This is a genomic window from Catenulispora sp. MAP12-49, from assembly GCF_041262705.1.
Lineage (GTDB): Bacteria > Actinomycetota > Actinomycetes > Streptomycetales > Catenulisporaceae > Catenulispora.
In genome coordinates this window covers 12,303-33,500 of record NZ_JBGCCP010000049.1, presented here as the reverse complement: position 1 = coordinate 33,500, position 21,198 = coordinate 12,303, and the positions used below count along the sequence as shown (strand labels likewise).

Genomic DNA, 21,198 nt, shown 5'->3' with positions numbered 1-21,198 from the left:
GGTGACCTGGGGAGGAGGGCCTGGCGGGCTACAGACGTTCGGGGACCGGGTTGCCGGCGGTGCGGATGGCGGTGCGCAGATCGGTGCGCGCCAGCAGCACCAGCCCCACCACGAAGAACACCACCAGCGAGATGATCGCCAGCCGGTAGGACCCGGTGAACTGGATCGCCAGCGCCACGGTCAGCGAGCCGATCCAGGCCACGCCGTTCTGGCTGACCTCGTACAGCCCGAAGTACTCGCTCTCCTGCCCGGCCGGGATGATCTGCGCGAACAGCGAGCGCGACAGCGCCTGCGTCCCGCCGAGCACCAGGCCGATCGCGCAGCCCAGGACGTAGAACTGCCAGGCGGCGTGCTTGGTCATCACGAAGGCCGCGGCCAGCAGCACGATCCAGGCCAGCAGCGAGCCGCTGATGGTCCGCCGGGTCCCGTGCCGCGCGGCCAGCCGCCCCATCCACAGCGCCCCGCCGAAGGCCACGAACTGCACCACCAGGATGGCGCTGGCCATCACGGACTGGCCGAGGTCCAGCTGCTTGGTGCCGTAGGTGGAGGCGAAGGAGATGACGGTCTGCACGCCCTCGTTGTAGGCCATGTAGGCGAGCAGGAACAGCAGCGCGTTGCGGTTGCGCGACAGTGCCGCCAGGGTCCGGCCGAGCTGGCGGTAGCCGGTCCCGGAGTCCGGGCCTGCTCCTTCCGGGCGCCGGTCCCGCGGGAGCCGCGAGGTGCCGGCGGTCAGCCGCCGGATCCCGGCGGTGCCGAAGACCAGCCACCACAGGCCGGCCGAGGCCAGCGCGACACGCGCGGCGTGCCCCTCGGACAGGCCCAGTGCGCTGTGCGCGGTGTAGATCGCCAGGTTCACGGTCAGCAGCACGGCGCCGCCGAGATAGCCCACGGCCCAGCCCTTGGAGCTGATCGCGTCGCGCTCGTCGGGCTCGGCCAGCGTCGGCAGGTAGCCGTTGGCCAGCACATTGGCGGTGGAGTAGCCCAGCGAAGCAGCCAGGAACAGCGCGCCGCCCCACAGGTAGGCGCCGCCGGTGACGGTGTAGAAGAGCAGGGTCGCGACGACACCCAGGCCCATCGCCCCGGCCAGTAGCCCGCGCGTGCGCCCGCTGCGGTCGGCGGCGGCGCCGACCAGCGGCAGGACCGCGGCCTGCAGGAGCGCGGCGGCGGTGACGGCGAAGGGGTAGAAGGACTCGGCCCGCACGCTCAGGCCCGCCAGGTGCAGGTAGTGGTTGTCGCCGCCGGCGGCGTTGCGCGCGATGTCGGTGAGGTAGGGCCCGAGGAAGACGGCGGTGACGGTGGTGGGGAAGGCGTGGGCGCCCCAGGCGTAGCGGTACCAGCCTTTGCGGCGGGAGAGCTGGGCCGGGTCGGCGGGTGGTTCTGTGGGTTCGGCGGCGGGTTCGGCTATGTCCGGCGCCTGCGTGGTCGGCTCAGCGAAAACCGCGGCACCACCCCCGGCCGCGAGTGGGCCCACGGAGCCCAGCGTGGAGGAGACCCCGGCGCCGTCGGCGGTGAACGCGTCGGCGGTGTCGTCGATCGGCATCAGGACCAGGTCCCTCGTTTCGTCAGCACGGTTTTGAGCGTGTCCAGCCGGTCGGTCATGATGCCGTCCGCGCCCAGGTCGAGCAACCGTTCCATGTCAGCGGCCTCGTTGATGGTCCACACGTGCACAGGCAGCCCGACGGTGCGGGCGGCGGCCAGCAGCCGGTCGTCGACCACGACGATGCGCCCGAGGGCCGGCGGCAGCTGCAGGCACGCGGCGTCCAGCGGCGGCAGCAGGTCCGCCTCCGGGACCTCACCGGGCTTGAGACGGCGCGAGGCCCGCCAGAACCGGAACGCCTCGCGCGGCCCGGCGCTCGTGCACAGCGCGGGCCCGAACGCGGCGCGCATCGCGGCCAGGCGGGTGTCGGAGAAGGAGCTGATGCAGACCCGGTCCACCGCGTTCATGTGGCGCAGCAGGACGGTCAGCGGGCCGATCGTGTTCGGCTCCTTGACGTCGATGTTGAACCGCGCGTCGGGGAAGGCCTCCAGCAGGTCGGCCATCGTCGGGATCGGCTCGTCGCCGATGCGCGCCTGGGCCACCTCGGCGGCGGTCAGCACCCGGATGCGGCCCTTGGCGTCCGTGACGCGCTGCAGGCGCCGGTCGTGGAAGGCCAGCAGCACGCCGTCGGACGTGGCGTGCACGTCCGTCTCCAGGTACCGGTAGCCGGTGTCGACGGCGATCTTGAACGCGGACAGCGTGTTCTCGCCGGCCGGACCGTCGGCGCCGCCTCGGTGGGCGAACGCGATGGGGCCGGGGTGGTCGAGGAACGCGTGGCGGGCGGTGCGGGCGGACATGGGCGCAAGTATCCCAAGCGCCGGGTCACAACTTCATCAAAGTGCGCGTGGCGGCATGCGCGGCAGGCCGCCAGTCCATACTCTGATGCGATCGCAGCCCGGGGGGAGCGAGTTTCATGGTTTGCTGAGGGCGCGATGGCGCGAGCGAGCGTGGGGAGTGCGGGTTGAGTACGGCGGGCCGGACGGCGGACGATGCTGAGTCGGCCGGGGGCGACGACGCCGACCTGGACCCTGCCCCGGAGCAGGACTCGGAGCAGGCCGGCGGGGGCGGGCGGTTACGCCGTGCCTCGGACATCCTCGGCGAGGTGCTGTTCGGCGGCGGGGCCGGACGTGCGAAACCGGGTGAGGAGCGCCGCTCCGGCCTTGGAGCAGATCCCGATTCCGAAGCAGATCCCGGATACGACCCCGCACCAGGCCCCGAAAAAAGACGCGACCCCGCACCAGGCCCCGGGCCTGCCCGCCCCGCCGAGTACGTCGCCCCCGCCCCCAGCGTGGCCACCGCCCCGACCGCGCCCCGCCTAACCCCCATCCCCACCCCCACCTGGTCCGCCCCCGCCCCGGGCGACGAAGCCACCCGCTACCTGTGCGCCGCCACCCACCTCGACGCCGCCTTCACCCGGCGCGCCCTGAAGGAGTTCGTCTTCGACGAGGGCCGCGCCCCGGCCCCGGCGTCCGGCGTCGACGAAGTCCTGGTGCTGCGCCACGCGCTGGCCGCGCGCACCCGCCGCCTGCACCGGGACATGGCGCTGGTCGCCCTGATCGGCGTCGCGCTGCTGGTGTCGGTGTGGACCGTCGCGGCGTGGCTGGTGTGGGGCGCCGGGCTGCGGCTGCTGCTGGCCGGCGCCGGGCGTGGCGTGCCGGGCGACGGCCAGACCGGCCGCCCCGAGGACTGGGCCGGCTCCGGCTCGGGGCCCGCCGACGCCCTGCGGCCGCCGCAGACCGGCCCCGCGCCGGCCGGGCGGGTCGCGACGCCCTCGTTCGCCCCGCTGGCCCGCTTCGTGGCGCTGGTGTGGGGCGTGGCCGGCGCGGGCGCGATCGCCTCGGCGGCGGGCCTGGCGCACCCCTTCGGTCTGCGCGTCCCGGCGCGCTTCCACGACGCCGGCCCCGGCGCGCCGTGGGTGGCCTGGCTGTTCGTCCCGTTGGCCGGGGCCCTGACCGCGTGGCTGATCGTGCTGGCCGAGCGGCTGGCGGCCCGCCACGTGCTGGTCGACAAGCTGCGCCGGGACCGCTTCGGCACGCACCGCTGGATCACCACCGAGACGGTCTGGGCCCGCCGCGCGCTGGCCGAACTCGCCGCGCGCGCCCCCAGCGAGCGCCAGGTCCTGGCCGACCCCGCGCGCCCCTTCGCCGGCTCGGGCCGCCAGGTCCTGCGCCGCCGCTGGCTGCTGGAGACCGGCCCGATCCGCTACGACGTCGAGGACCTGATCGAGCGCGTGACCGAGGCGCTGGCCGCCGGCGTGCCGGGCCTGGGCCCGGAGGGGCTGCTGGACAAGGTGGCCTGGGACGACTTCGTGGTCGCCACCGGCCCGGTCCTGGCCGTCGGCCAGACCACCGACGCCTCCCTGCGCCTGCTGCCCTCACCCCGCAACACCGCCGGGCCCCGGGTCTTCCGCCGCTTCCGCATCGCGGCGGACCCGGCCGAGACCGTGGTGACGGTCTACCTGTCCGGCTCGGCCGCCCCGGGCCTGGCCCTGATCGAGATCCACGGCCTGGTCCTGGAGCCGGTCGCGGCGGCCTACCGAGGCGTGGACCGCCTGCCGGGCCTGGGGGTCGCGGCGGCTCTGGTCGAGGGCTGGCACGCCGCCGCCTCGGCCCCGCGCCTGCTGTTCGCCGCCCCGCACGCCGCCGCCGGCGCGGCCGCCGACCCCTGGCGCTGGCGCCACCGCCGCGCGGTCCTGGACCGCGCCGCCGCCCGCGGCCTGCCGGCGGCCGACGGCGCCCGCACGTCGCTGCGCGAACTCGGCGTCGCCGGCGGCCGCAGCGGCCCCCACGGCCCGCTGGTGGACCGCGAGGGCGCCCCGTTCGCCCGCGAGGACGCCAACCTGGCGCTGGCGGTGGTGGAGCGGCGGGTGCGCGAGGCGCTGCGGCCGCTGCTGTAGGGCGGTCGGACGCGGGTCGGGTGCCGGTCGCACGCCGGTCGCACGCCGGTCGCACAGTCGCGCGGGCCTCAGCTAGCCTGCCGGGCATGGAGTTCCTCACCCGGCTTCGCAGGGCGCTGCGCGCAGCCAAGGCACCGCTGTACACGGACCTGGGTACGACGGTCGCCGAGGCCGCCTCGACCGTCTCGATCGCGAGCGGGATCAGCGGGGGAGCGCCGCTGCCGAAGGAGAAGCAGCCGCGGGATTAAGGGCCCCGCCCCAGCCTCACATCTCCGCCGACTCGCTCATCTCCGCCCACACGATCTTCCCGTGCTCCGTGGGCCGCACCCCCCACCGCCGCGACAGCTGCGCGACTATCAGCAGTCCGCGGTGCCGCTCGTCCATGTGCTGCGTCACCGCCGGGCGCGGGATGCGGCCGTCGGCGTCGGCGACCTCCACCATCAGGCGGCCCGGGTGGGAGCGCAGGGCCAGTTGGCTGGTGGTCGCGGCGTGCTGGGTGGCGTTGGTGACCAGTTCGGTCACCACCGAGAGCACGTCGTCGGTCAGGTGCTCCAGTTCCCACTCCTGCAGGGTGGTCGTCACGAACCGGCGGGCCGCGCGCGCGGCCATCGGGTCCGGGTCCAGGTCCAGGGCCGCCTTGCGGATGCGGGTCTGCCGGGTGCGGACCATCAGCAGGGCCACGTCGTCGTGCTCGTCGCCGGAGAGCATCGCGTGCAGCAGGCGGTCGCAGGTGCGCTGGACGGTCTCCGCGCCCAGCGGGGCCGAGGTGCCCAGGGGGCCGTCCTCGGGCCGGACCAGTTCGGTGGCCAGGCGGTTCAGGCGCTCGGTCAGCGGTGCGTTGTGGCACTCCACCAGGCCGTCGGTGTACAGCAGCAGCCTGCTGCCGCCGCCCAGGGGCTGGACCTTCTCGTCGAAGACCGCCTCCTCGATGCCCAGCGGCATCCCGAGGTCGTCCTCCAGCAGGTGCGCGGTGCCGGCCGGGGTGATCAGCGCCGGGGGCATGTGGCCGGCGCTGGCCCAGGTCAGCACCTCCTCGGCCGGGTCGTAGACCGCGTACACGCAGGTCGCGATCTGCTCGGTGACCCCGTCGTCGACCGGTCCCAGGGCCCCGATCCCGGCCGGGTGCGTGCCGGAGGCACTCAGGGCGCTGATCGCCGCCGAGCTGCTCGCCGCCGAGGCCGGCATCGTGCAGACCAGGCGGTTCAGCAGGTGCATGATCTGCCCCGGCGGCAGGTCCATCACCGCGTAGGCGCGCACCGCCGTGCGCAGCTGCCCCATGATCGCCGCGGCCTTGATGCCGCGTCCCATCACGTCGCCGATGACCAGTGCCACCCGGCCGCCGGCCAGCGGGATCACGTCGAACCAGTCGCCGCCGACCTGCGTGCCCTGCGCGCCGGGCAGGTAGGTGAACGCGATCTCCAGCTCCGCCAGCCGCGGCGGGTAGGCCGGCAGCAGGGAGTTCTGCAGCTCCACCGCGGTCTCGCGCTCCTGCCGGTACAGCCGCGCGTTGTCCATCGCCGAGGCCGCCTGGCCGGCGATGCCCTTGACGATCTGCTCGTCGCGCTCGGTGAACCGGTTCGGCTCGGAGTGGCCGAAGTACATCGAGCCCAGGACCGTGCCGCCGATGGTGGTGATCGGCAGTGCCAGGAACGACTTCACCGGCGGGTGCCCCGGCGGCAGGCCGTGGAACGGCGCGCGCTGGCCGTAGCGGGGGTCGGCGGCGATGTCGCCGGAGCGGATCGGCGCGGTGCCCGGGAACGCCGCGCCCACCAGCGAGGTCGGCCGGGGCATCGGCAGGTTCTCGAAGCGCTCGGCCGGGATCGTCCCGGCCAGCGCGAACCGGGTCTGGGCCTGGCCGTTGGTGGAGGTCAGGGTGTAGAAGCAGGACCCGAACTCGGCGTCGATCGCGGTGGTCGCGGCGTCGGTGGCGAGCTTGGCGATCTTGCGGGTGTCCAGCTCCCGGTGCAGCGACTGCCCGATCATGTAGAGCGTCTCGACGATCCGCGTTTCCTGCGTCAGCCGTCGCTGCGAGGCCCGCAGCTCGGCCTCGGCGGCCAGCGTCGCGGCGTTGCCGTCGGCGACCGGCACCGAGGAGGACGACGGAGGCGGCGCGGAGGCCTGCTGCGGTACCAGCGGCGCCGGCGGCCGGTGTCCGTTCCCTGAGATCTCCGGCGCGGGCGCCGGAGCCGGGACGCCGTTCCCGGACGGCGCCGAGGCGCTCACGCCGTTGCCGGTGCCGCTGCTCGAGCCGTTGCCGTTGCGGGCCCCGAACACCTGGTGCCCGGCCGCCGGGGGAGAGGGCGCGAACAGCGGGACGGTCAGCAGCGGGGTCAGCGCCAGCCGGATCGCCGCGGCCAGCGTCCGGAAGTGCGTCGCGGTCTCGGCCGGGATGCGGACCCGCGAATACAGCAGCGCCGTGTACAGCGAGGTGTTGCGCACCCCGGGCAGATCCGGGTGGTCCGGCCCGCCGGAGTCCAGCACCGCGCCCAGCGCGATCGCCGAGCGGATCTGGTAGTCGCGCACGAACTCCGGCGTCGGCACGTACGGGCTGCCCAGCGCCTCGGGGACGTGGAAGACGTCGAACCGGTCCCGCAGCCGCGCCGACAGGCCCGGCGGCTCACCGCCGTGCGGCCGCGCGGCCACCGGGTCGGGGGTCGGCTGCAGGCCCAGCAGCCGGTCCAGCAGCGCCAGCGCCAGCGGCGCGCGCCGCACCACGTCCGAGGCCGACAGCGGGATCGCCTGGTGGTCGCGGCTGTTGCGGCGGTCCCCCCAGTGCGGGTGGTCGCCGGAGGTGGCCAGCAGGGTCAGGTACGGCAGGCCGTCGTCCTTGGCCGCCGCGGCCGGGTCCCGGGTGCCGACGTAGGAGCGCAGGTCGGGGGTGAGGCGGTCCCAGGTGACGGTGTGGAACATCCGGGCCAGCGCGAAGGCCGGGCGGCCGGTCGCGGGGTCGGTGAAGGCGTGCCGCAGCCACTCCACGATGGCCGCGGAGCCCTCCTCCATGGAGGTGGCCCCGGCGGTGGCGGATCGCAGTTCGCCGGAGGCGACGACCATGTCGGTGACCGAGAAACCGGAGAGGTCGAACGCCGACGCCATTCCCGCCGTCCTGTGGGTGGTCCGTGCGGACCCCGGCGGGGGCCCAGACACAATCATGCCGACACATCCTCACCGCGCGCCGTGGTTTGCCCCATCCGGCGCGGCGCTTCTGCCCGGTCGAGGGGCCGCCTCACCAGCGGCCCGGCCACGGACGTTGTTCCCCGTTCCGGCCCGGGCGATAGCCGGTGTCCCCGATCGTGGCATCGGCGCGCGAAGATCGCGGCAATGCCAGGATGTTGACACCCAAACCGGGGATGGACGACGTGGCGTGCCGGCCTTGACCGCCCCGACGACCCCAACCCCTGCCGCGTCATCCTCCGCTCCCGTCTCAGCCTCCGCACTCGTGCAGTTCAAGGTAGCCAGTCATCGGGGCGAGGGCTATCGCGCCGACTTGACGATCACCGATACCGGTGCCGCACTGCTGGCCGCGGCGTGGTCGCCGTCATGCCCGCGACCTGAGGTTCGGTGTGCTGCGGGCATGCGTGCTCGACGGAGCGCCGCGTGAGATGCATAACACGGACGCGGTGCCAGGACAATGATTCCGCACCCGGACCCGGTGTCAAACCACTGACAATCAGGGGCCTGTGCGGGTGCGGCCGCACTGGGAGCGCACAGAAGAGCGCACAGAAGAGCGCGCAGGAGCGCACAGGCGGCCGCACAGACAGCTCAGTGCCGGCCGAGCCCGCCGAGCAGCCCGGTCACGCTCCCGAGCGTGCCCAGGATGCCGTCCAGCAGGCCGCCGATGCCCCCGCCTCCGCCGCCTCCATCGCCGCCCCCGGGCTGCGAGGGCGCGTGGGACGGCGGTGTGGTCGGCGGCGCCGGCGATGTGGTGACCGGCGGGTCGGTCGGGGTCTGTGCCGGCTGGCTGGGCTCGCCGGTCGGCGGGACCGGCGGTCGCGAACGCAGCACCGGTGCGGGCGTCGAAGGCCCCTGCGTGGGCTGCGGGCTGTTCGGCGCGAAGGTCAGCGCCGGGGCCGTGGGAGCCGCGTGAGTGGGTTCGTACTGTATGCGCGTATCGGTCCCGTCCCCGTCCGCGCCGCCCGAGGGCGCCGACGAATCCGTCGCGCTCGGCGCCGCCGGCGCGGGCGTCAGGGCGGTCGTCGCCACGGTGCTGCCGACCACCGCCACGGCCGGGTCGGCGCCGACGCCGCCGCCGGAGGACGCCCCCGGCTGCGACGGCGCGCTCTGGGCGGACGTCCCGGCCGCGGCGGGGGTGCCCGCCCCGGTGTGGAGCACGGTGGCCACGGCGGTCACCGCCCCGATGCCCGCGGCGCCGCCCAGCAGCGTCTCAGCGGTCTTGCGTATCGGGCCGGGTTTCCTGTGCCGGGTAGCCACGCGTACCCACCTCCCCATTTTCTCCCCATTTGCGCCGCACCCTCCTGGGCTGCGGACCTGACGGTCAGTGTGTTGCCCACAGCGGTGAGTATGCGGTGCCCGAACCCTGCGTTCCCCCGAAAGAGGGACCAAAAGACCTCGGAAAGTCCGGGTCCGGCCGCCGCCGCATGGCGGGGCCGGACCGGGAGGTGGTGCGGGGGTGTTCGGGAGGTGTTCAGCAGTGTTCAGTCATGACCGGTTCTGATCGGGTGTTCGACCAGGGTGTTCGACCGCTCAGCCGTTCACGCAGTGGTTGTCCTCGGCGCCGGTGCCGAAGCCGAGGACCGACAGCGCGTCGCCGCAAGCCTGGACCGGCGCGTTGGCCGAGACCTGGACCACGTCGCCGGAGACGGCGCCGGGGGAGTCCGCGGCGGCGCCGACGGCCTTCGCCCCGGTGCGCACGTTGTCGCAGCTGTTGCCCTCGGCGTCGGTCTGCGCGGCGGCGACGGACGCGGCGTCCCCACACACCTGCACCGGCACGTCCGCCGGAACCTGCGCCACGTTGCCGGAGGCCAGCCCGGGGCTGTCGGCGGCGGCGCCCTCGGTGGCGGCCGAGTCGGACGCCGCGGCGGCGCCGGCGCCGGCGCCGGTGACCATCAGCGAGCCGGCCGCCAGCGAGAGCAGCAGACCCTTCTTCACGAACCCGTGCATGGATGTCCTTGGGGAGTCGATGAGACCGGGGCGTCGACCGCCCCTTGTGAGATCGACAACGAACATCCGCGCCACCGGTTGCGGACGCGAAGCGCCGACTGGCCCGGATGTCAGCCATCCGGGCCAGTCGGCGCATGATCACACTGGTGGCCGCCGCGGCCGCCGTGGCAGCCGGGACCTACCGGGACCTACCGGGTCAGCTTCGGCAGCACCTCGCGGCCGAAGGCCTCGATCCACTCGGCCTGGTTGCGGCCCACGTTGTGCAGGTAGATCCGGTCCACGCCGAGGTCCAGGAAGGCCTGGATGGAGGCCCGGTGCACGTCGGGGTCGGAGGAGATGACCATCCGGCCCTCGAAGTCCTCCGGCCGCACCAGCTTGGCCATCTGCTCGAAGTCGAACGGCGAGCGGATGTCCTGCTTGGGGAACTTCATCCCGCCGTTGGGCCACTCGGTCACCGCGTTGGCCAGCGCCTCCTCGTCGGTCGGCGCCCAGGACAGGTGCAGCTGGAGGATCTTCGGCATGGTGTCCGGGTCCTTGCCGGCCTTGCGCGCCCCGGCCGCGAAGTTCTCGAACACCCCGGCCACCTTGGAGTGCGCCGCACCCGGGGTGATGATGCCGTCGGCCAGCTCGCCGGTCTTGCGGGAGGTGTAGGGGCCGGCCGCAGCGATGTAGATCGGCGGCGGGGTCGAGGGCATCGTCCACAGCCGGGTGGTCTCCAGCGTGAAGTACTTGCCGGAGTACTTCACGTCCTTGCCGGTGAACAGCTTGTTGATCACCTCGATGGCCTCGAACATCATCGCCACCCGGGTCGGGGCCTCGGGCCAGTACCCGCCGATGATGTGCTCGTTCAGCGCCTCCCCGGACCCCAGCCCCAGCCAGTGCCGCCCGGGGTACATCGCCTCCAGCGTCGCCGAGGCCTGCGCCACCATCGCCGGGTGCATCCGGAACGACGGACAGGTCACGCCCGGCCCCAGGTCCGTCCCGGTGCGCTCGCCGATCGCGGTCAACACGTTCCACACGAACGGCGCGTTGCCCTGCTGCGGCACCCACGGCTGGAAGTGGTCGGCGGCCATGGTGCCGGTGAACCCGTGCTGCTCGGCCAGCGCCGAGTATTCGGTGACCTCGATCGGCCCGAACTGCTCCAACATGGCGGCGTAACCGATATGCGGTGTGCTCACGACTATGGCTCCCAACGAAACTGGAACATGTTCACTGCTACGTCATAGCCGACCTTAGAGCAGGGTCCTGTACATGTCGTGTGCGATCGCTGTGGCCTTGGGCACGGTGTCGGCACCGCGCCCACGGTGGCCGGAACGTTCAAGACGGGCCGGTCGCGCGCGGATAGCTTCGAGGCATGAACCACAACATTTCCCCGGCGGCATCGGCATCGGCGCTTGAGCGGGCCGCGGCCTTCGTGTGGACCTCCGGCCGTGTGCTGGAGCAACGGCGCTTCGAGCTGCTGTTCGGCGGCGCCCCCGACGGCTCCGGCCTGGCCGCGGCCCTGGCGGCGTACCGCACCCCCGACGGCGGCTACGCCTACGGACTCGAACCGGACATCCGCGGCCCCGAACCCCAACCTCTGACCGCCGCCACCGCCCTGGCGGTGCTCCAGGACGCCGGCCGCCCGGACGCGGCATCGGTGACCCCGGTCCTGGACTGGCTGACCACGGTCACCACCGCCGAAGGCGGCGTCCCGGCGGTCCTGCCGACCCTGGCCGCCTACCCCCATCCCCCGTGGCTCCCGGTCACCGCCGACCCCGCCGCCGACCTGCTGACCACCGGCCAGGTCCTGGGCCCGGCCCTGCGCAGCGGCGTCACCCACCCCTGGATCCCGGCGGCGGTCGCCTTCGCGCGCCGCGAGGTCGAGGCCATGGAGCAGACGCATCCCTACGGAGTGCAGTCGGCCCTGATGTTCCTGGACGCCGCCCCCGACCGCGCATGGGCCGCCGCCCAGGCCGACCGCATCGGCAAACTCCTGCGCGAGCAGCGCACGGTTTTGTTGGACCCGGCGCACCCCGAGGACGCGGTACTCGCCCCCGGCTACGCCGAGGGCGAGTACCACCTCCCGCACGACTACGCCCCGGACCCCGCGGGACTGGCCCGAGCCTGGTTCACCGACGAGGAGATGGCCCGCAGCCTGGACCACCTGGCCGCATCGCAGGAAGCGGACGGCGGGTGGCCCATCAACTGGGCGAAGTGGTCGGCGACCACGGAGGTGGAGGCGCGGCCGGGGGTGACGGTGAAGGCGCTGCGGGTGTTGCGGGCCTACGGAAGGTTGTAGGGCTGGTTGTAGGGCCTGGTTGTAGGGCCTACTTCGCCGGCGTCAGCACCGCACCGATCAACCGCTGGCTCAGCGGACTCGGCGCCGAGAAGTCCACGCTCAGGTTCGAGACCGAGTACACGGCGCGGATCGACAGGTCCCGTGTGGCGAACATGCCGTTGGCGTACCCGTCGTCGTGCCCGGTCTTGCCCCACAGCACCACGCCGTTCGGCAGGGTCGTGGACATCAGCCCGGCGCCGAAGCAGGCCACCTTCGGGCAGGAGGTGCCGTTGACGAACGGCAGCAGGTGGCCCTGGGCGTCGGTCGGCAGCGTGAACAGCTCCTGCTGCTGGGCGGCGGGCAGCAGGCGGCCCTGCATCAGCGCCGTGATGAAGCGGTCCAGGTCGGCGGGGGTGGTGATCAGGTTGGAGGGGTCGCCGCCCTGCTCGCTGACGTCCACGGCCCGGCCCTCGTCGTCGGTCATGTAGCCGTGCAGGTAGGGCTTGGGCATCACCGGGTCGTCCCCGGGCACCGAGGTCTGCGTCAGGTGCAGGGGACGCAGGACGCGCTCCGTCAGCTCCTGCTTGTAGGAGTGGCCGGTGATGTGCTCGATCAGCGCGCCGGCGATGCGGAAGCCGAGGGAGTTGTACTCCTGCTCGGTACCGGGGGTGAAGTGCGACACGGGCCCCGGGCGGCCGACCGGGCTCAGGGTCTGCTGGATGATCTGGTCGAAGGTCCGGTAGGTGTAGCGGGTGGCGATGACCTGGTCGGCGGTGGTCGGCGGCGCGCCCTCGTCGACGTCCGGCAGGCCGCTGGTGAAGGTGATGAGTTGGCGGACGGTGATCGGCGTGAACCTGTCCGGCAGCAGGCCCGGCATGTAGTGCTGGACGCTCTGGTCGAGGTCGATGCGGTCCTCGCCGGCCAGCTGGAGGATCACGACGGTCTCGAAGGTCTTGGCGATGCTGCCGGCGTGGAAGTGCGCGTTCGGCGGGATCTGCCGGCCGGTCTCGGCGTCGACCGTGGACCCCGTCCACAGCTGGCCCGGCTCGCCGACCCGGACGATGTCCCCGGCGGCGCCGTCGCTCGGGAGGGTCTGGATCGCCGCTTGGAGGGCCGCCGGGTTCAGCGGCGGGAAGGATGGCGCGGCGGTGGCGGAGGCGGACGTGCTCGATACGGCGGTCAGACCGGCGAAGGTGGAGCAGGCGATGGTCAAGGCGGCAGCGCGGCGCGCGAAAGCTGTCATGCGATCGATTCTGCTGAGCCGTGTCAGCGCACGAAATGGGGCTAGCCCCAGGTAGGGCCAGCCCTACCCGGCCTACCCATCCGGCCCATCCGGCCCATCCGGCCCGTCCTGCCCGCTCTACCCGAGCGGTTCGGTCAGCGTCATCCCGGCCAGCCGCCGCACTTCCCGCGTGAAGTGGGCCTGGTCGGCGTACCCGGCCTGGTAGGCGATCGCGGCGAGGCCCGGGTCACCACGCCGGCCGAGGTCCAGAGCGTGCTGGAAACGCAGAATGCTGTGCAGAGCCTTCGGGCCGTACCCGACCGCCTCGGTGAACCGGCGCCGCAGCTGACGCTCGGACAGCCCGACCTTCTCGGCCAGCGCCGGAACGTGCGGCGGCGCACCGCCGGAAACGCCACCGGCCTACCCCACCGCCGGAAACGCCACCGGACTCCGCAACCCGCCCGGCCCGACCGCGCGCAGCCCGAACTGCACGTTGTCCTTAGCGATCGGCAGCGTCACGCTCGTCACGTCCCCGACCGCCAGCGCCTCGGTCCACACCGCCGCGGTGGTCTCCCGCAGCACCACCTCGTACCCGGCCAGCCCGGCGTCGTCGCCGCGGGTCCAGGTCAGCGTGGTGCTGTTGGTCCCGCTGAAGTTCGCCGGCGGCGTGGTCAGGACGGTCGCGCCCTTCGGCGTGCCGGGGCCGGCGGCCAGGGACCACAGCGTCGCGGCGTTGACGCGGGTGACCCGGGCCAGGTAGTCGAAGTCGCAGAACTCTGCCAGGTCGCCGTACTGCACGCCGTCGGCGACCCGCGTGTCCTGGTGCTCGTGGTTGAAGTTCTCCCGCGGCTCGGTGAAGCGCCCGGCCGGGTAGGCCTGCTGTAGGAACGAGATGTGGTCGCTGCCGCGCAGGTAGCGGTCGCGGCGCCAGATCACGCGGATGTCCATGCCGGTCGCGTCGTTGGCGGCCACGTCTTGCGCGAACCGGGCCAGCTGGCGCGAGGGGCCGTCGTTCTCGCCGCCGACCTCCTGGCGGATCACGGCCTGCGCGGGGGTCTCCGAGGTGGGGACGCCCTCGACGAACAGCCGCACCGTGTGCGGCTCCGGCGGTGTGCCGTCCCAGGCGCTGCTGGCCCCGATGATGTCGTTGCTGAACATGGCCTGCACGTCGGTCCCGGCGGCCTTCATCTGCTGGGCCATGTACGCCGACCCGAACAGCCCCTGCTCCTCGCCGGCGACCGTGGCGAACACCAGCGTGCCGGGGAAGCCGCGGGTGGCGAACAGCCGCGCCATCTCCAGCACCGCCGCCACGCCCGAGGCGTCGTCGTCGGCGCCGGGGGCGTCGCTGGTGAAGTTCATGACGTCGGTGACACGCGAGTCCAGGTGCCCGGTGACCACGTACACGCGCTCGGTGGCCGCGGTGCCCTTCAGCGTCGCGATCACGTTCGTGATCGTCGTGGGCACCGGGATGCGCGGCCCCACCGGCTGCACGAAGCTCTGCCGCGCGACCGTCATCCGGCCGCTGGAGGCCGCCGCGATCGCCTCGAACTGTGCCGCCACCCAGTCCGTCGCCGCACCGATGCCGCGCGCCGGATCGGTCTGGCTGGACAGCGTGTGCCGGGTGCCGAACGTCGTGAGCTTCAGGACGGTGGCCTTCAGCCGCGCCGGGTCGACGGCGGCCAGCAGCGCGCGCAGTTCGCGGCCGGGCTGCTGGCGGCCGATGCCGATCGGGGTCGTGCCGATGCCGTGCCCGGCGCCGGCATCGTTGGTGTCGTTCGCGGCGTTGCTCGCCGCGGCGGCGGCCGTGCCGGTCCCGCCGAGCGTCGCGGCGGCGCCGAGCACCGCGGCACCGGAGAGGGCCTGCCGCCTGGACGGGCCGGAGCGGGGGGATCCGTGCTCTGTCACGATGCACCTGCCGGGATTCGGGGGAGTGCCGTCGCTGCGGAACCTACTCGCCGCAGCGCCGGACGTCTCCTCCCTCCGGGGGCCTCAGTTCTCGCGCAGCAGGACCCCGCGCACATAGGCGGCCTGCCCGACGTGCTGGAGCGTGTCGTTCACGACGCTGACCAGCCGCACGCCCAGCGTCACCGCCGGGTCCCACCGGGTGTCGACGACGCGGTCGAAGTCCTCGTCGTTCAGGCCCTTGACGTAGTCGACGGTGAGCTCGTGCACCGCGTCGTGGTAGTCCGTCAGCGCCTCGGCCGAGGGCACGGTCAGCTTGCCCACCTCGTGCGAGGACTGCCCGTAGCCGACGGCGCCCACCGGATACGGCGAGCCGAACTTGGCGTCGAAGCCCTGGGACGTCCAGACCTGCTCCAGGCCCGCGACGTCGGCGACGTGGTCGTCCTGCACGCGGGTCAGGTGCCAGACGAGCCAGCCGACCGGGTTGGCGTCGTCGTCGAGGCGGCGGTGCAGCTGGTCCACGGACAGCCCGGCGACGGCGGCGTGGACGGACTCGTGGACCCGCCCGAAGGCGTCGACAAGGAGATCATGGCCTCTCATGCGGTTCACGCTATCGCGGCGCGCCGACAGTCACAGGCGTCTGAGAAGCGCGTGTCCCAGGGGCGGTCATGAGCGGCCATTGACAGACATGTCCACAATAATCCCAAGCGACAGAAGCCTTGACAGCCATCTGATTCATAACTACGAATACTGATGAAGCGATCGCTGCTCACAAACCTCTCACAAGGATGGTGTCAAGTGGCTCGTATCCTCAACGCCGCGGCCGACAAGCTCGTCGCGCGACTGGCGCCGAAGGCCAAGGCCTCGGCGTGCATTCCGAACGACCCGTACTACACCTGCTGGAACCACGCCAAGATGTACTGCACGAACAACTGCACCGGCGCGGAGTTCTGCCACCAGGTCGGCACCTGCTGATCCAGCGGCACCAGCAGTGAACACGGGGCGCCGGGTTATGCCGGCAGTGTAGTCCGGCGTCCTCTTTTGGGGGTTCTCCCCTTTCGTTCGGACTCTTTCTTCTTTCACGGTGGGCATTCCTGGCATGCAGTGGCACCAGTCTCTCGCGCTCGGCCTGCGGGCGGCCTTCGTCGTCCTGTTCCTGGTCGCCGCAGGCTCCAAGACCCGCTCCGGCGCGGCCCGGCGCGCCTTCGCCGGCTGGGTCGGGGACCTCGGGCTGGTCCCGCCCGGCGGCGTCGGCGCGGTCGCCGCGGCGGCCGTCGCGGCCGAGTGGTCGGTCGCCCTGCTGCTGCTCACCCCCTGGGCCCCGGCCGGGTTCGCCCTGGCCGCGGCGCTGCTCGCGGGGTTCGCCGGCGCGACCGCGCTCGTCATCCGGCGCGGCACGAGAGCGCCGTGCCTGTGCTTCGGGACCTCGCCGGCGACGCTGGCCCGCCACCACGTCGTGCGCGACGCGGCCCTGGCCGCCGCCGCGGTGGCCGGCGCCGCTCTGGGATCGGCCGCGCTGCCGCCGGCCGCCGGGACGGCGGTGTTCGGGGCCGCCGGCTGCGCCGTGGCGCTCGCCGTCGTCCTCCTCGACGAATTCCTGGAGCTTTTCTCGCTGTGAGGATTGCTCTCCCCTTCCGCCCCTTCCGCCTCGCCGACGATTTCGGAGGAATCGGACAATGCCATACCTGATTGCCGCCGTCATTCTGCTTTCCCTGTTCTCCGTCGGCCACATGGTGGTGACTCTCGGACTGGTTCGCAGAATGCGGACAATGGCGACGGAAACCGGGAGCGCTCCGACAGCTCCGCCGACATTGGCGATCGGCGAATCCCCTGCGGAATTCGCGGCGACCGCCGAGAGCGGACGCCGGTTCCAGCGCTCCGGGTTGTCCGGAGGTCGCAATCTCGTCGGCTTTTTCTCCACGACCTGCGAGCCCTGCCTGGAGCACGCGCCGAGATTCGCCGAATACGCGCGCTCCTTCGAGCCCGGCCGGGTTCTGGCGGTCATCCAGGACGGCGAACCCGGCGCCGCGAAGGCCTTCCACGAGAACCTTCTGCCCGGCGTCGAGGCCGTGGTGGAGAAGATGGACGGCCCGGTGGCGCGCGCCTTCGCCGTCGAGGCGTTCCCGACGATGTACGTCCTGGACTCCGAGGGCCGGGTCGAGCACTTCGCCTTCACCACGGCCCGGCTGCCCCAGCCCGCGGCGGCCTGAGGCGTGGCCGTCACCGCGTTGATCTGGCGGTCCTCGGCCCGGTTCGCGCTCGGCCAGGCGGTGGCGACGCTGCTGCTGGGCTGCGGGCCGGTGGTGTCCGCGTGGGCGCTGCGCGGACTGCTGGACTCGCTGGCCGCCGGGCCTGCCGGGCCTGCCGGGGCTGCTGGGACCGCCGGCGCCGCCGAGGCCGGGCATCGCTCCGGCTATCTGGTCGTGCTGGTGGTCACCGTCGCGATCACCGCGGTGGCGCCGCACGTCAACCGCTTCCTGGACGCGGGCCTGCGGCGCCGCGTGAGCCTGCGGATGCACGAGGAGCTGTTCGCCGGACTGAACCGCCTGGAGGGTCTGGGCAGCTTCGAGTCGCCCGAGCACCTGGACAAGGTGCGGCTGGCGCAGCAGGCCACGCAGATGGCGCCGGGCCAGCTGGTCGCGGCCGGCTTCGGCTCGGTCCAGGCGGTGGTCTCGGCCGCGGGCTTCCTGGTCGCGCTGACCACGATCGCGCCGGTGCTGGCCCTGGTGACGTGCGCCGCGGCGGTGCCGGCGGTGTGGGCGCAGCACCGGCTGGGGCGCCGCCGGGCCCAGACGCAGATGACGGTCTCGCCCAACCTGCGCCGGCAGATCTTCTACGCGAGCCTGCTCACCGACCTCAACGCGATCAAGGAGGTCCGGCTGTTCGGCCTCGGCGACTTCCTGCTCGGGCGGATGCGCCGGGAGACCCGCGTGGTGCACGGCGAGGAGGAGAAGGTCGACCGCGCGACGCTGGCCACGCAGTCCACCCTGGCCGCGGCCGCCGCCGCGATCACCGGCGCGGGCCTGTTCTGGGCGGTCGGCGGCACGTCCGGCCGGTTCTCCGCCGGGACCGTGATGCTGTTCTTCACCGCGGTGGTGGCGGTGCAGAACGGACTGGGCACGGTCGCCGGGAAGGTCGCGGAGATCACCGAGGCGCGTGGTCTGCTGAAGCACTTCGAGGCGGTGTGCGGCGCGGACTCGGATCTGCCGGTGCGGGCTGATCCGCTTGCGGTGCCAGTGCTCAGCGATGCGATCGAGATCGACGACGTGTGGTTCCGCTACGGCCCCGAGCAGCCCTGGATCCTCAAGGGCCTGTCGTTGACCGTGCCGCGCGGCGCCACGGTCGCGCTGGTCGGGCTCAACGGCGCGGGCAAGAGCACGTTGATCAAGCTGCTGTGCCGCCTCTACGACCCCGAACGCGGCGCCATCAGCTGGGACGGCGTGGACCTGCGTGCCATGGAGCCCGCCGCGCTGCGCTCCCGCATCGGCACCGTCTTCCAGGACTACATGGCCTACGACCTGCCGGCGTCGGAGAACGTCGGCATGGGGGACCTGCCCGCGCTCGCCGAAGCCGAGCGGATCCGCTCGGCGGCGAGCCTGGCCGGGATCGACGCGACGCTGGAGGCGCTGCCCTTCGGCTACGACACGCTGCTGAGCCGCCGGTTCTTCGACATGGCCGACAAGGACAACCCGCGCACCGGCGTCACGCTGTCCGGCGGCCAGTGGCAGCGCGTGGCGCTGGCCCGCGGCATGATGCGCGAGGGCGCCGACCTGCTGATCCTCGACGAACCCAGCTCCGGCCTGGACGCCGAGGCCGAGCACGACGTCCACACCCGCCTGCGCCGCCACCGCGCCGGGCGCACCACGCTGCTGGTGTCGCACCGGCTCGGTGCGGTGCGCGAGGCGGACCTGATCGTCGTGCTCGAAGACGGCGTCATAGCCGAGCAGGGCAGCCACACGGAGCTGATGGCCGCCGGCGGGCGCTACCACGCGCTGTTCACGCTGCAATCGGCCGGCTATCAGGAACCCGCCGGGGTGGGGAGTCCGGCCTGATGGCCGTGGCGCTCGTGACGGGGCTGGCCGCGGTGCTGATCCTGGCTGTGATGGCCGCCGGGGTTGCCCTCAAAGCCCGCCGCCATGTGGTGGTGACCGTCGAGGGCACCAGCATGGCGCCGACCTACCGCCCCGGTGACCGGCTGCTCGTCCGGCGCTGCGCCCTGGCCGGCGTTCAGCGCGGCCAGGCCGTCGTGGTGCTGCGCCCGGACCTGGTCACCGGCTGGAAGGTGGCCGGGCGCGCCGGCGGGATGCCGGGGGACAGCCCGTGGTTCGTCAAACGGGCCACCGCTCTGCCCGGCGATCCCACGCCCGACGGCGCCGTGCCGCCGGACCACCTGTACCTGCTCGGCGACAACCCGGCGAGCGAGGACTCCCGCCGCTGGGGCTGGTGCCCCGGCGAACGTCTCGTCGGCGTGGTGGTGCGCGAGCTCGGGCGGTAGCCGCGCCTGGTGCCGACTTGCGCCTGGTGCGGACTCGCGCCTCTTGCCTTCTGCCGCCACTTGGTAGAACGTGTTCTCGTTTTCCCGAGCACCCGCTGACGCAGAGGGGACCTTGATGGGCGGCACCGAGCACTGCACCGTCGACCGCGACGGCCACACCCTGGTCGTCACCATGAACCGGCCCGAGGCCAAGAACGCGCTGTCGCTGCCGATGCTGGTCGGGATGGCCGACGCCTGGGTGGAGGCGGACGCCGACGACGACGTCCGCTCGATCGTGCTCACCGGCGCCGGGGGAGCGTTCTGCGCGGGCATGGACCTCAAGGCCATGAACATGTCCGCCGGCTCGCAGTACGCCGAGCGCCTGAAGGCCGACCCCGACCTGCACTGGAAGGCGCTGCTGAGGCACTACAGCCCGCGCAAGCCGCTCATCGCCGCCGTCGAGGGCTACGCGGTGGCCGGCGGGACCGAGCTGATCCAGGCCTGCGACATCCGCGTCGCCGCGGCCTCGGCCACGTTCGGGCTGTTCGAGGTGCGGCGCGGCCTGTTCCCGGTCGCCGGCTCCACGGTGCGCCTGCCGCGGCAGATCCCCTACAGCCACGCCATGGAGATGCTGCTCACCGGCCGCCCTTACACCGCCGCCGAGGCGCAGGCCATCGGGCTGGTCGGGCACCTGGTCGACGATGGCAAAGCCCTGGACAAGGCCTTGGAGATCGCGGCGCTGATCAACGCCGCCGCGCCGCTGTCGGTGGAGGCGGTGAAGCGTTCGGTGAAGGAGGCCTCCGGGATGGGCGAGGCCGACGGCCTGGCCCGCGAGCTGGAGATCGGCTGGCCGGTGTTCGCCACCGAGGACGCCAAGGAGGGGCCGCGGGCGTTCGCCGAGAAGCGCGAAGCGGTGTGGAAGCGGAAATAGCGACGATCGGACCATATGACGTCGCCGCAGGTGACGGTATGTGCGCGGAACGTATCAGGATGAGCGGTAAGGAGCGTCCGGACGGTCTCGATTGGGTTATCGGGGCATTCGCAGGGCAGAGTATGAACCGTGCGTCTCGATCACGTTTCCTATGCTGTGTCCAACTCCGAGCTCGGCTCCACGGTGAACCGGCTCGGTACGCTGCTCGGCGCGACCTTCCGCGACGGCGGCGTCCACCCGCGCTTCGGCACCCGCAACTTCGTGCTGCCCCTGGCCGGCGGCTCGTATGTGGAGGTCGTGGCCCCGCTGGACCACCCGGCCACCGACTCGGCCCCCTTCGGCAAGGCCGTCAAGGCCCGCGCCGAGGAGGGCGGCGGCTGGCTCGGCTGGGTCGTCGGCGTCGACGACATCACCCCCTGGGAGCAGCGCCTGGGCCGCCCCGCGGCCCAGGGCCACCGCGTCCGCCCCGACGGCTTCGACCTGTGCTGGAAGCAGCTCGGCGTCCTGGACCTGATGGCCGACCCGCAGCTCCCCTACTTCCTGGCCTGGGAAGTCGCCCCCGAGCAGCGCCCCGGCGCCGGCGCCGAGAACGGCATCCCGGCCTTCGAGCGCCTGGAGATCAGCGGCGACCGCGACCAGGTCCTGGGCTGGATCGGCGGCTCGCCGGACCACGACCCGCTGGAGGAAGTCACCGTCGACTGGATCGACGCCGAGGAGCCCGGCGTGCTGGCGGTGCACTTCCGCTGCGCGAGCGGCAGCGTGCGGATCGACTAGTCGACTAGGGGTCTGTCCGGCGTTTTCGGTTTTCGAGCGCGGGTGGTCATCGGCTGAGGCCGGTGGGCGCCCGCGCTTTCTTCG

The 21,198-nt window shown here is 72.9% G+C and carries 20 protein-coding genes; 10 read left to right on the top strand and 10 right to left on the bottom strand.

Features of this window, described 5'->3' with window-relative positions; genetic code table 11:
• Positions 1-28: 28 nt before the first annotated feature.
• Positions 29-1,540, bottom strand: a complete 1,512-nt coding sequence (locus ABIA35_RS44935; RefSeq protein WP_370362060.1) for an MFS transporter — start codon at positions 1,538-1,540, stop codon at positions 29-31.
• On the bottom strand, positions 1,540-2,334 hold the full coding sequence (locus tag ABIA35_RS44930) for a glycerophosphodiester phosphodiesterase (RefSeq protein ID WP_370362059.1): 795 nt from the start codon (positions 2,332-2,334) through the stop codon (positions 1,540-1,542). The genes ABIA35_RS44935 and ABIA35_RS44930 overlap by 1 nt, the downstream gene beginning before the upstream one ends.
• Before the next feature lie 164 nt (positions 2,335-2,498).
• Between ABIA35_RS44930 and ABIA35_RS44925 the strand changes: the two genes are divergently transcribed.
• Positions 2,499-4,433 (top strand): hypothetical protein, encoded by a 1,935-nt coding sequence (locus tag ABIA35_RS44925; RefSeq protein ID WP_370362058.1) that lies wholly within the window; start codon positions 2,499-2,501, stop codon positions 4,431-4,433.
• 86 nt (positions 4,434-4,519) lie between these two features.
• Complete coding sequence (locus ABIA35_RS44920; protein WP_370344386.1) at positions 4,520-4,681, top strand: hypothetical protein; 162 nt, start codon at positions 4,520-4,522, stop codon at positions 4,679-4,681.
• Between the two features lie 16 nt (positions 4,682-4,697).
• On the opposite strand, the gene ABIA35_RS44915 is transcribed toward ABIA35_RS44920, so the two are convergent.
• From ABIA35_RS44915 to ABIA35_RS44900, 4 genes are all read right to left on the bottom strand, one after another.
• A complete protein-coding gene (locus ABIA35_RS44915; RefSeq protein WP_370344387.1) occupies positions 4,698-7,526 on the bottom strand; it encodes a SpoIIE family protein phosphatase in 2,829 nt (942 codons plus the stop codon).
• 666 nt (positions 7,527-8,192) lie between these two features.
• Entirely contained in the window at positions 8,193-8,861 is a 669-nt protein-coding gene (locus ABIA35_RS44910; RefSeq protein WP_370344388.1) for a hypothetical protein, read from the bottom strand.
• A 273-nt stretch (positions 8,862-9,134) separates the two neighbouring features.
• A complete protein-coding gene (locus ABIA35_RS44905; protein WP_370362057.1) occupies positions 9,135-9,551 on the bottom strand; it encodes a chaplin in 417 nt (138 codons plus the stop codon).
• 188 nt (positions 9,552-9,739) lie between these two features.
• Entirely contained in the window at positions 9,740-10,729 is a 990-nt protein-coding gene (locus tag ABIA35_RS44900) for a TIGR03557 family F420-dependent LLM class oxidoreductase (protein WP_370344390.1), read from the bottom strand.
• Between the two features lie 176 nt (positions 10,730-10,905).
• On the opposite strand from ABIA35_RS44900, the gene ABIA35_RS44895 reads away from it, so the two are divergent.
• Entirely contained in the window at positions 10,906-11,832 is a 927-nt protein-coding gene (locus tag ABIA35_RS44895; protein ID WP_370362056.1) for a hypothetical protein, read from the top strand.
• A 28-nt stretch (positions 11,833-11,860) separates the two neighbouring features.
• Here the strand turns inward: ABIA35_RS44895 and ABIA35_RS44890 are convergent, their stop codons facing one another.
• The 4 genes from ABIA35_RS44890 to ABIA35_RS44875 all read right to left on the bottom strand — a co-directional run bounded on the left by ABIA35_RS44890 (position 11,861) and on the right by ABIA35_RS44875 (position 15,535).
• Complete coding sequence (locus ABIA35_RS44890) at positions 11,861-13,054, bottom strand: serine hydrolase domain-containing protein (RefSeq protein ID WP_370362055.1); 1,194 nt, start codon at positions 13,052-13,054, stop codon at positions 11,861-11,863.
• A 117-nt stretch (positions 13,055-13,171) separates the two neighbouring features.
• The gene (locus tag ABIA35_RS44885; protein ID WP_370362075.1) at positions 13,172-13,411 is read right to left on the bottom strand and encodes a helix-turn-helix transcriptional regulator; all 240 of its coding nucleotides are present in this window, start codon (positions 13,409-13,411) and stop codon (positions 13,172-13,174) included.
• Between the two features lie 42 nt (positions 13,412-13,453).
• A complete protein-coding gene (locus ABIA35_RS44880; protein ID WP_370362054.1) occupies positions 13,454-14,938 on the bottom strand; it encodes a M20/M25/M40 family metallo-hydrolase in 1,485 nt (494 codons plus the stop codon).
• 84 nt (positions 14,939-15,022) lie between these two features.
• A complete protein-coding gene (locus ABIA35_RS44875; RefSeq protein ID WP_370362053.1) occupies positions 15,023-15,535 on the bottom strand; it encodes a DinB family protein in 513 nt (170 codons plus the stop codon).
• Between the two features lie 198 nt (positions 15,536-15,733).
• Between ABIA35_RS44875 and ABIA35_RS44870 the strand changes: the two genes are divergently transcribed.
• The 7 genes from ABIA35_RS44870 (at position 15,734) to ABIA35_RS44840 (ending at position 21,114) form a co-directional block, all read left to right on the top strand.
• Complete coding sequence (locus tag ABIA35_RS44870; protein WP_370344394.1) at positions 15,734-15,910, top strand: hypothetical protein; 177 nt, start codon at positions 15,734-15,736, stop codon at positions 15,908-15,910.
• A gap of 124 nt (positions 15,911-16,034) precedes the next feature.
• Positions 16,035-16,553 carry a MauE/DoxX family redox-associated membrane protein gene (locus ABIA35_RS44865; protein WP_370362052.1) on the top strand — a complete coding sequence of 173 codons (519 nt, stop codon included), beginning with the start codon at positions 16,035-16,037 and terminating at the stop codon, positions 16,551-16,553.
• A gap of 151 nt (positions 16,554-16,704) precedes the next feature.
• On the top strand, positions 16,705-17,145 hold the full coding sequence (locus ABIA35_RS44860; protein ID WP_370362051.1) for a TlpA family protein disulfide reductase: 441 nt from the start codon (positions 16,705-16,707) through the stop codon (positions 17,143-17,145).
• 3 nt (positions 17,146-17,148) lie between these two features.
• Positions 17,149-18,987, top strand: coding sequence for an ABC transporter ATP-binding protein (locus ABIA35_RS44855; protein ID WP_370362050.1), 1,839 nt, complete (start codon positions 17,149-17,151; stop codon positions 18,985-18,987).
• A complete protein-coding gene (locus tag ABIA35_RS44850; RefSeq protein WP_370362049.1) occupies positions 18,987-19,430 on the top strand; it encodes a S24/S26 family peptidase in 444 nt (147 codons plus the stop codon). Before ABIA35_RS44855 ends, ABIA35_RS44850 begins: the two co-directional genes overlap by 1 nt.
• Positions 19,431-19,545: 115 nt before the next feature.
• Positions 19,546-20,340 carry a crotonase/enoyl-CoA hydratase family protein gene (locus tag ABIA35_RS44845; RefSeq protein ID WP_370362048.1) on the top strand — a complete coding sequence of 265 codons (795 nt, stop codon included), beginning with the start codon at positions 19,546-19,548 and terminating at the stop codon, positions 20,338-20,340.
• A gap of 129 nt (positions 20,341-20,469) precedes the next feature.
• Complete coding sequence (locus ABIA35_RS44840) at positions 20,470-21,114, top strand: VOC family protein (protein WP_370344400.1); 645 nt, start codon at positions 20,470-20,472, stop codon at positions 21,112-21,114.
• The last annotated feature ends 84 nt before the right edge of the window (positions 21,115-21,198 follow it).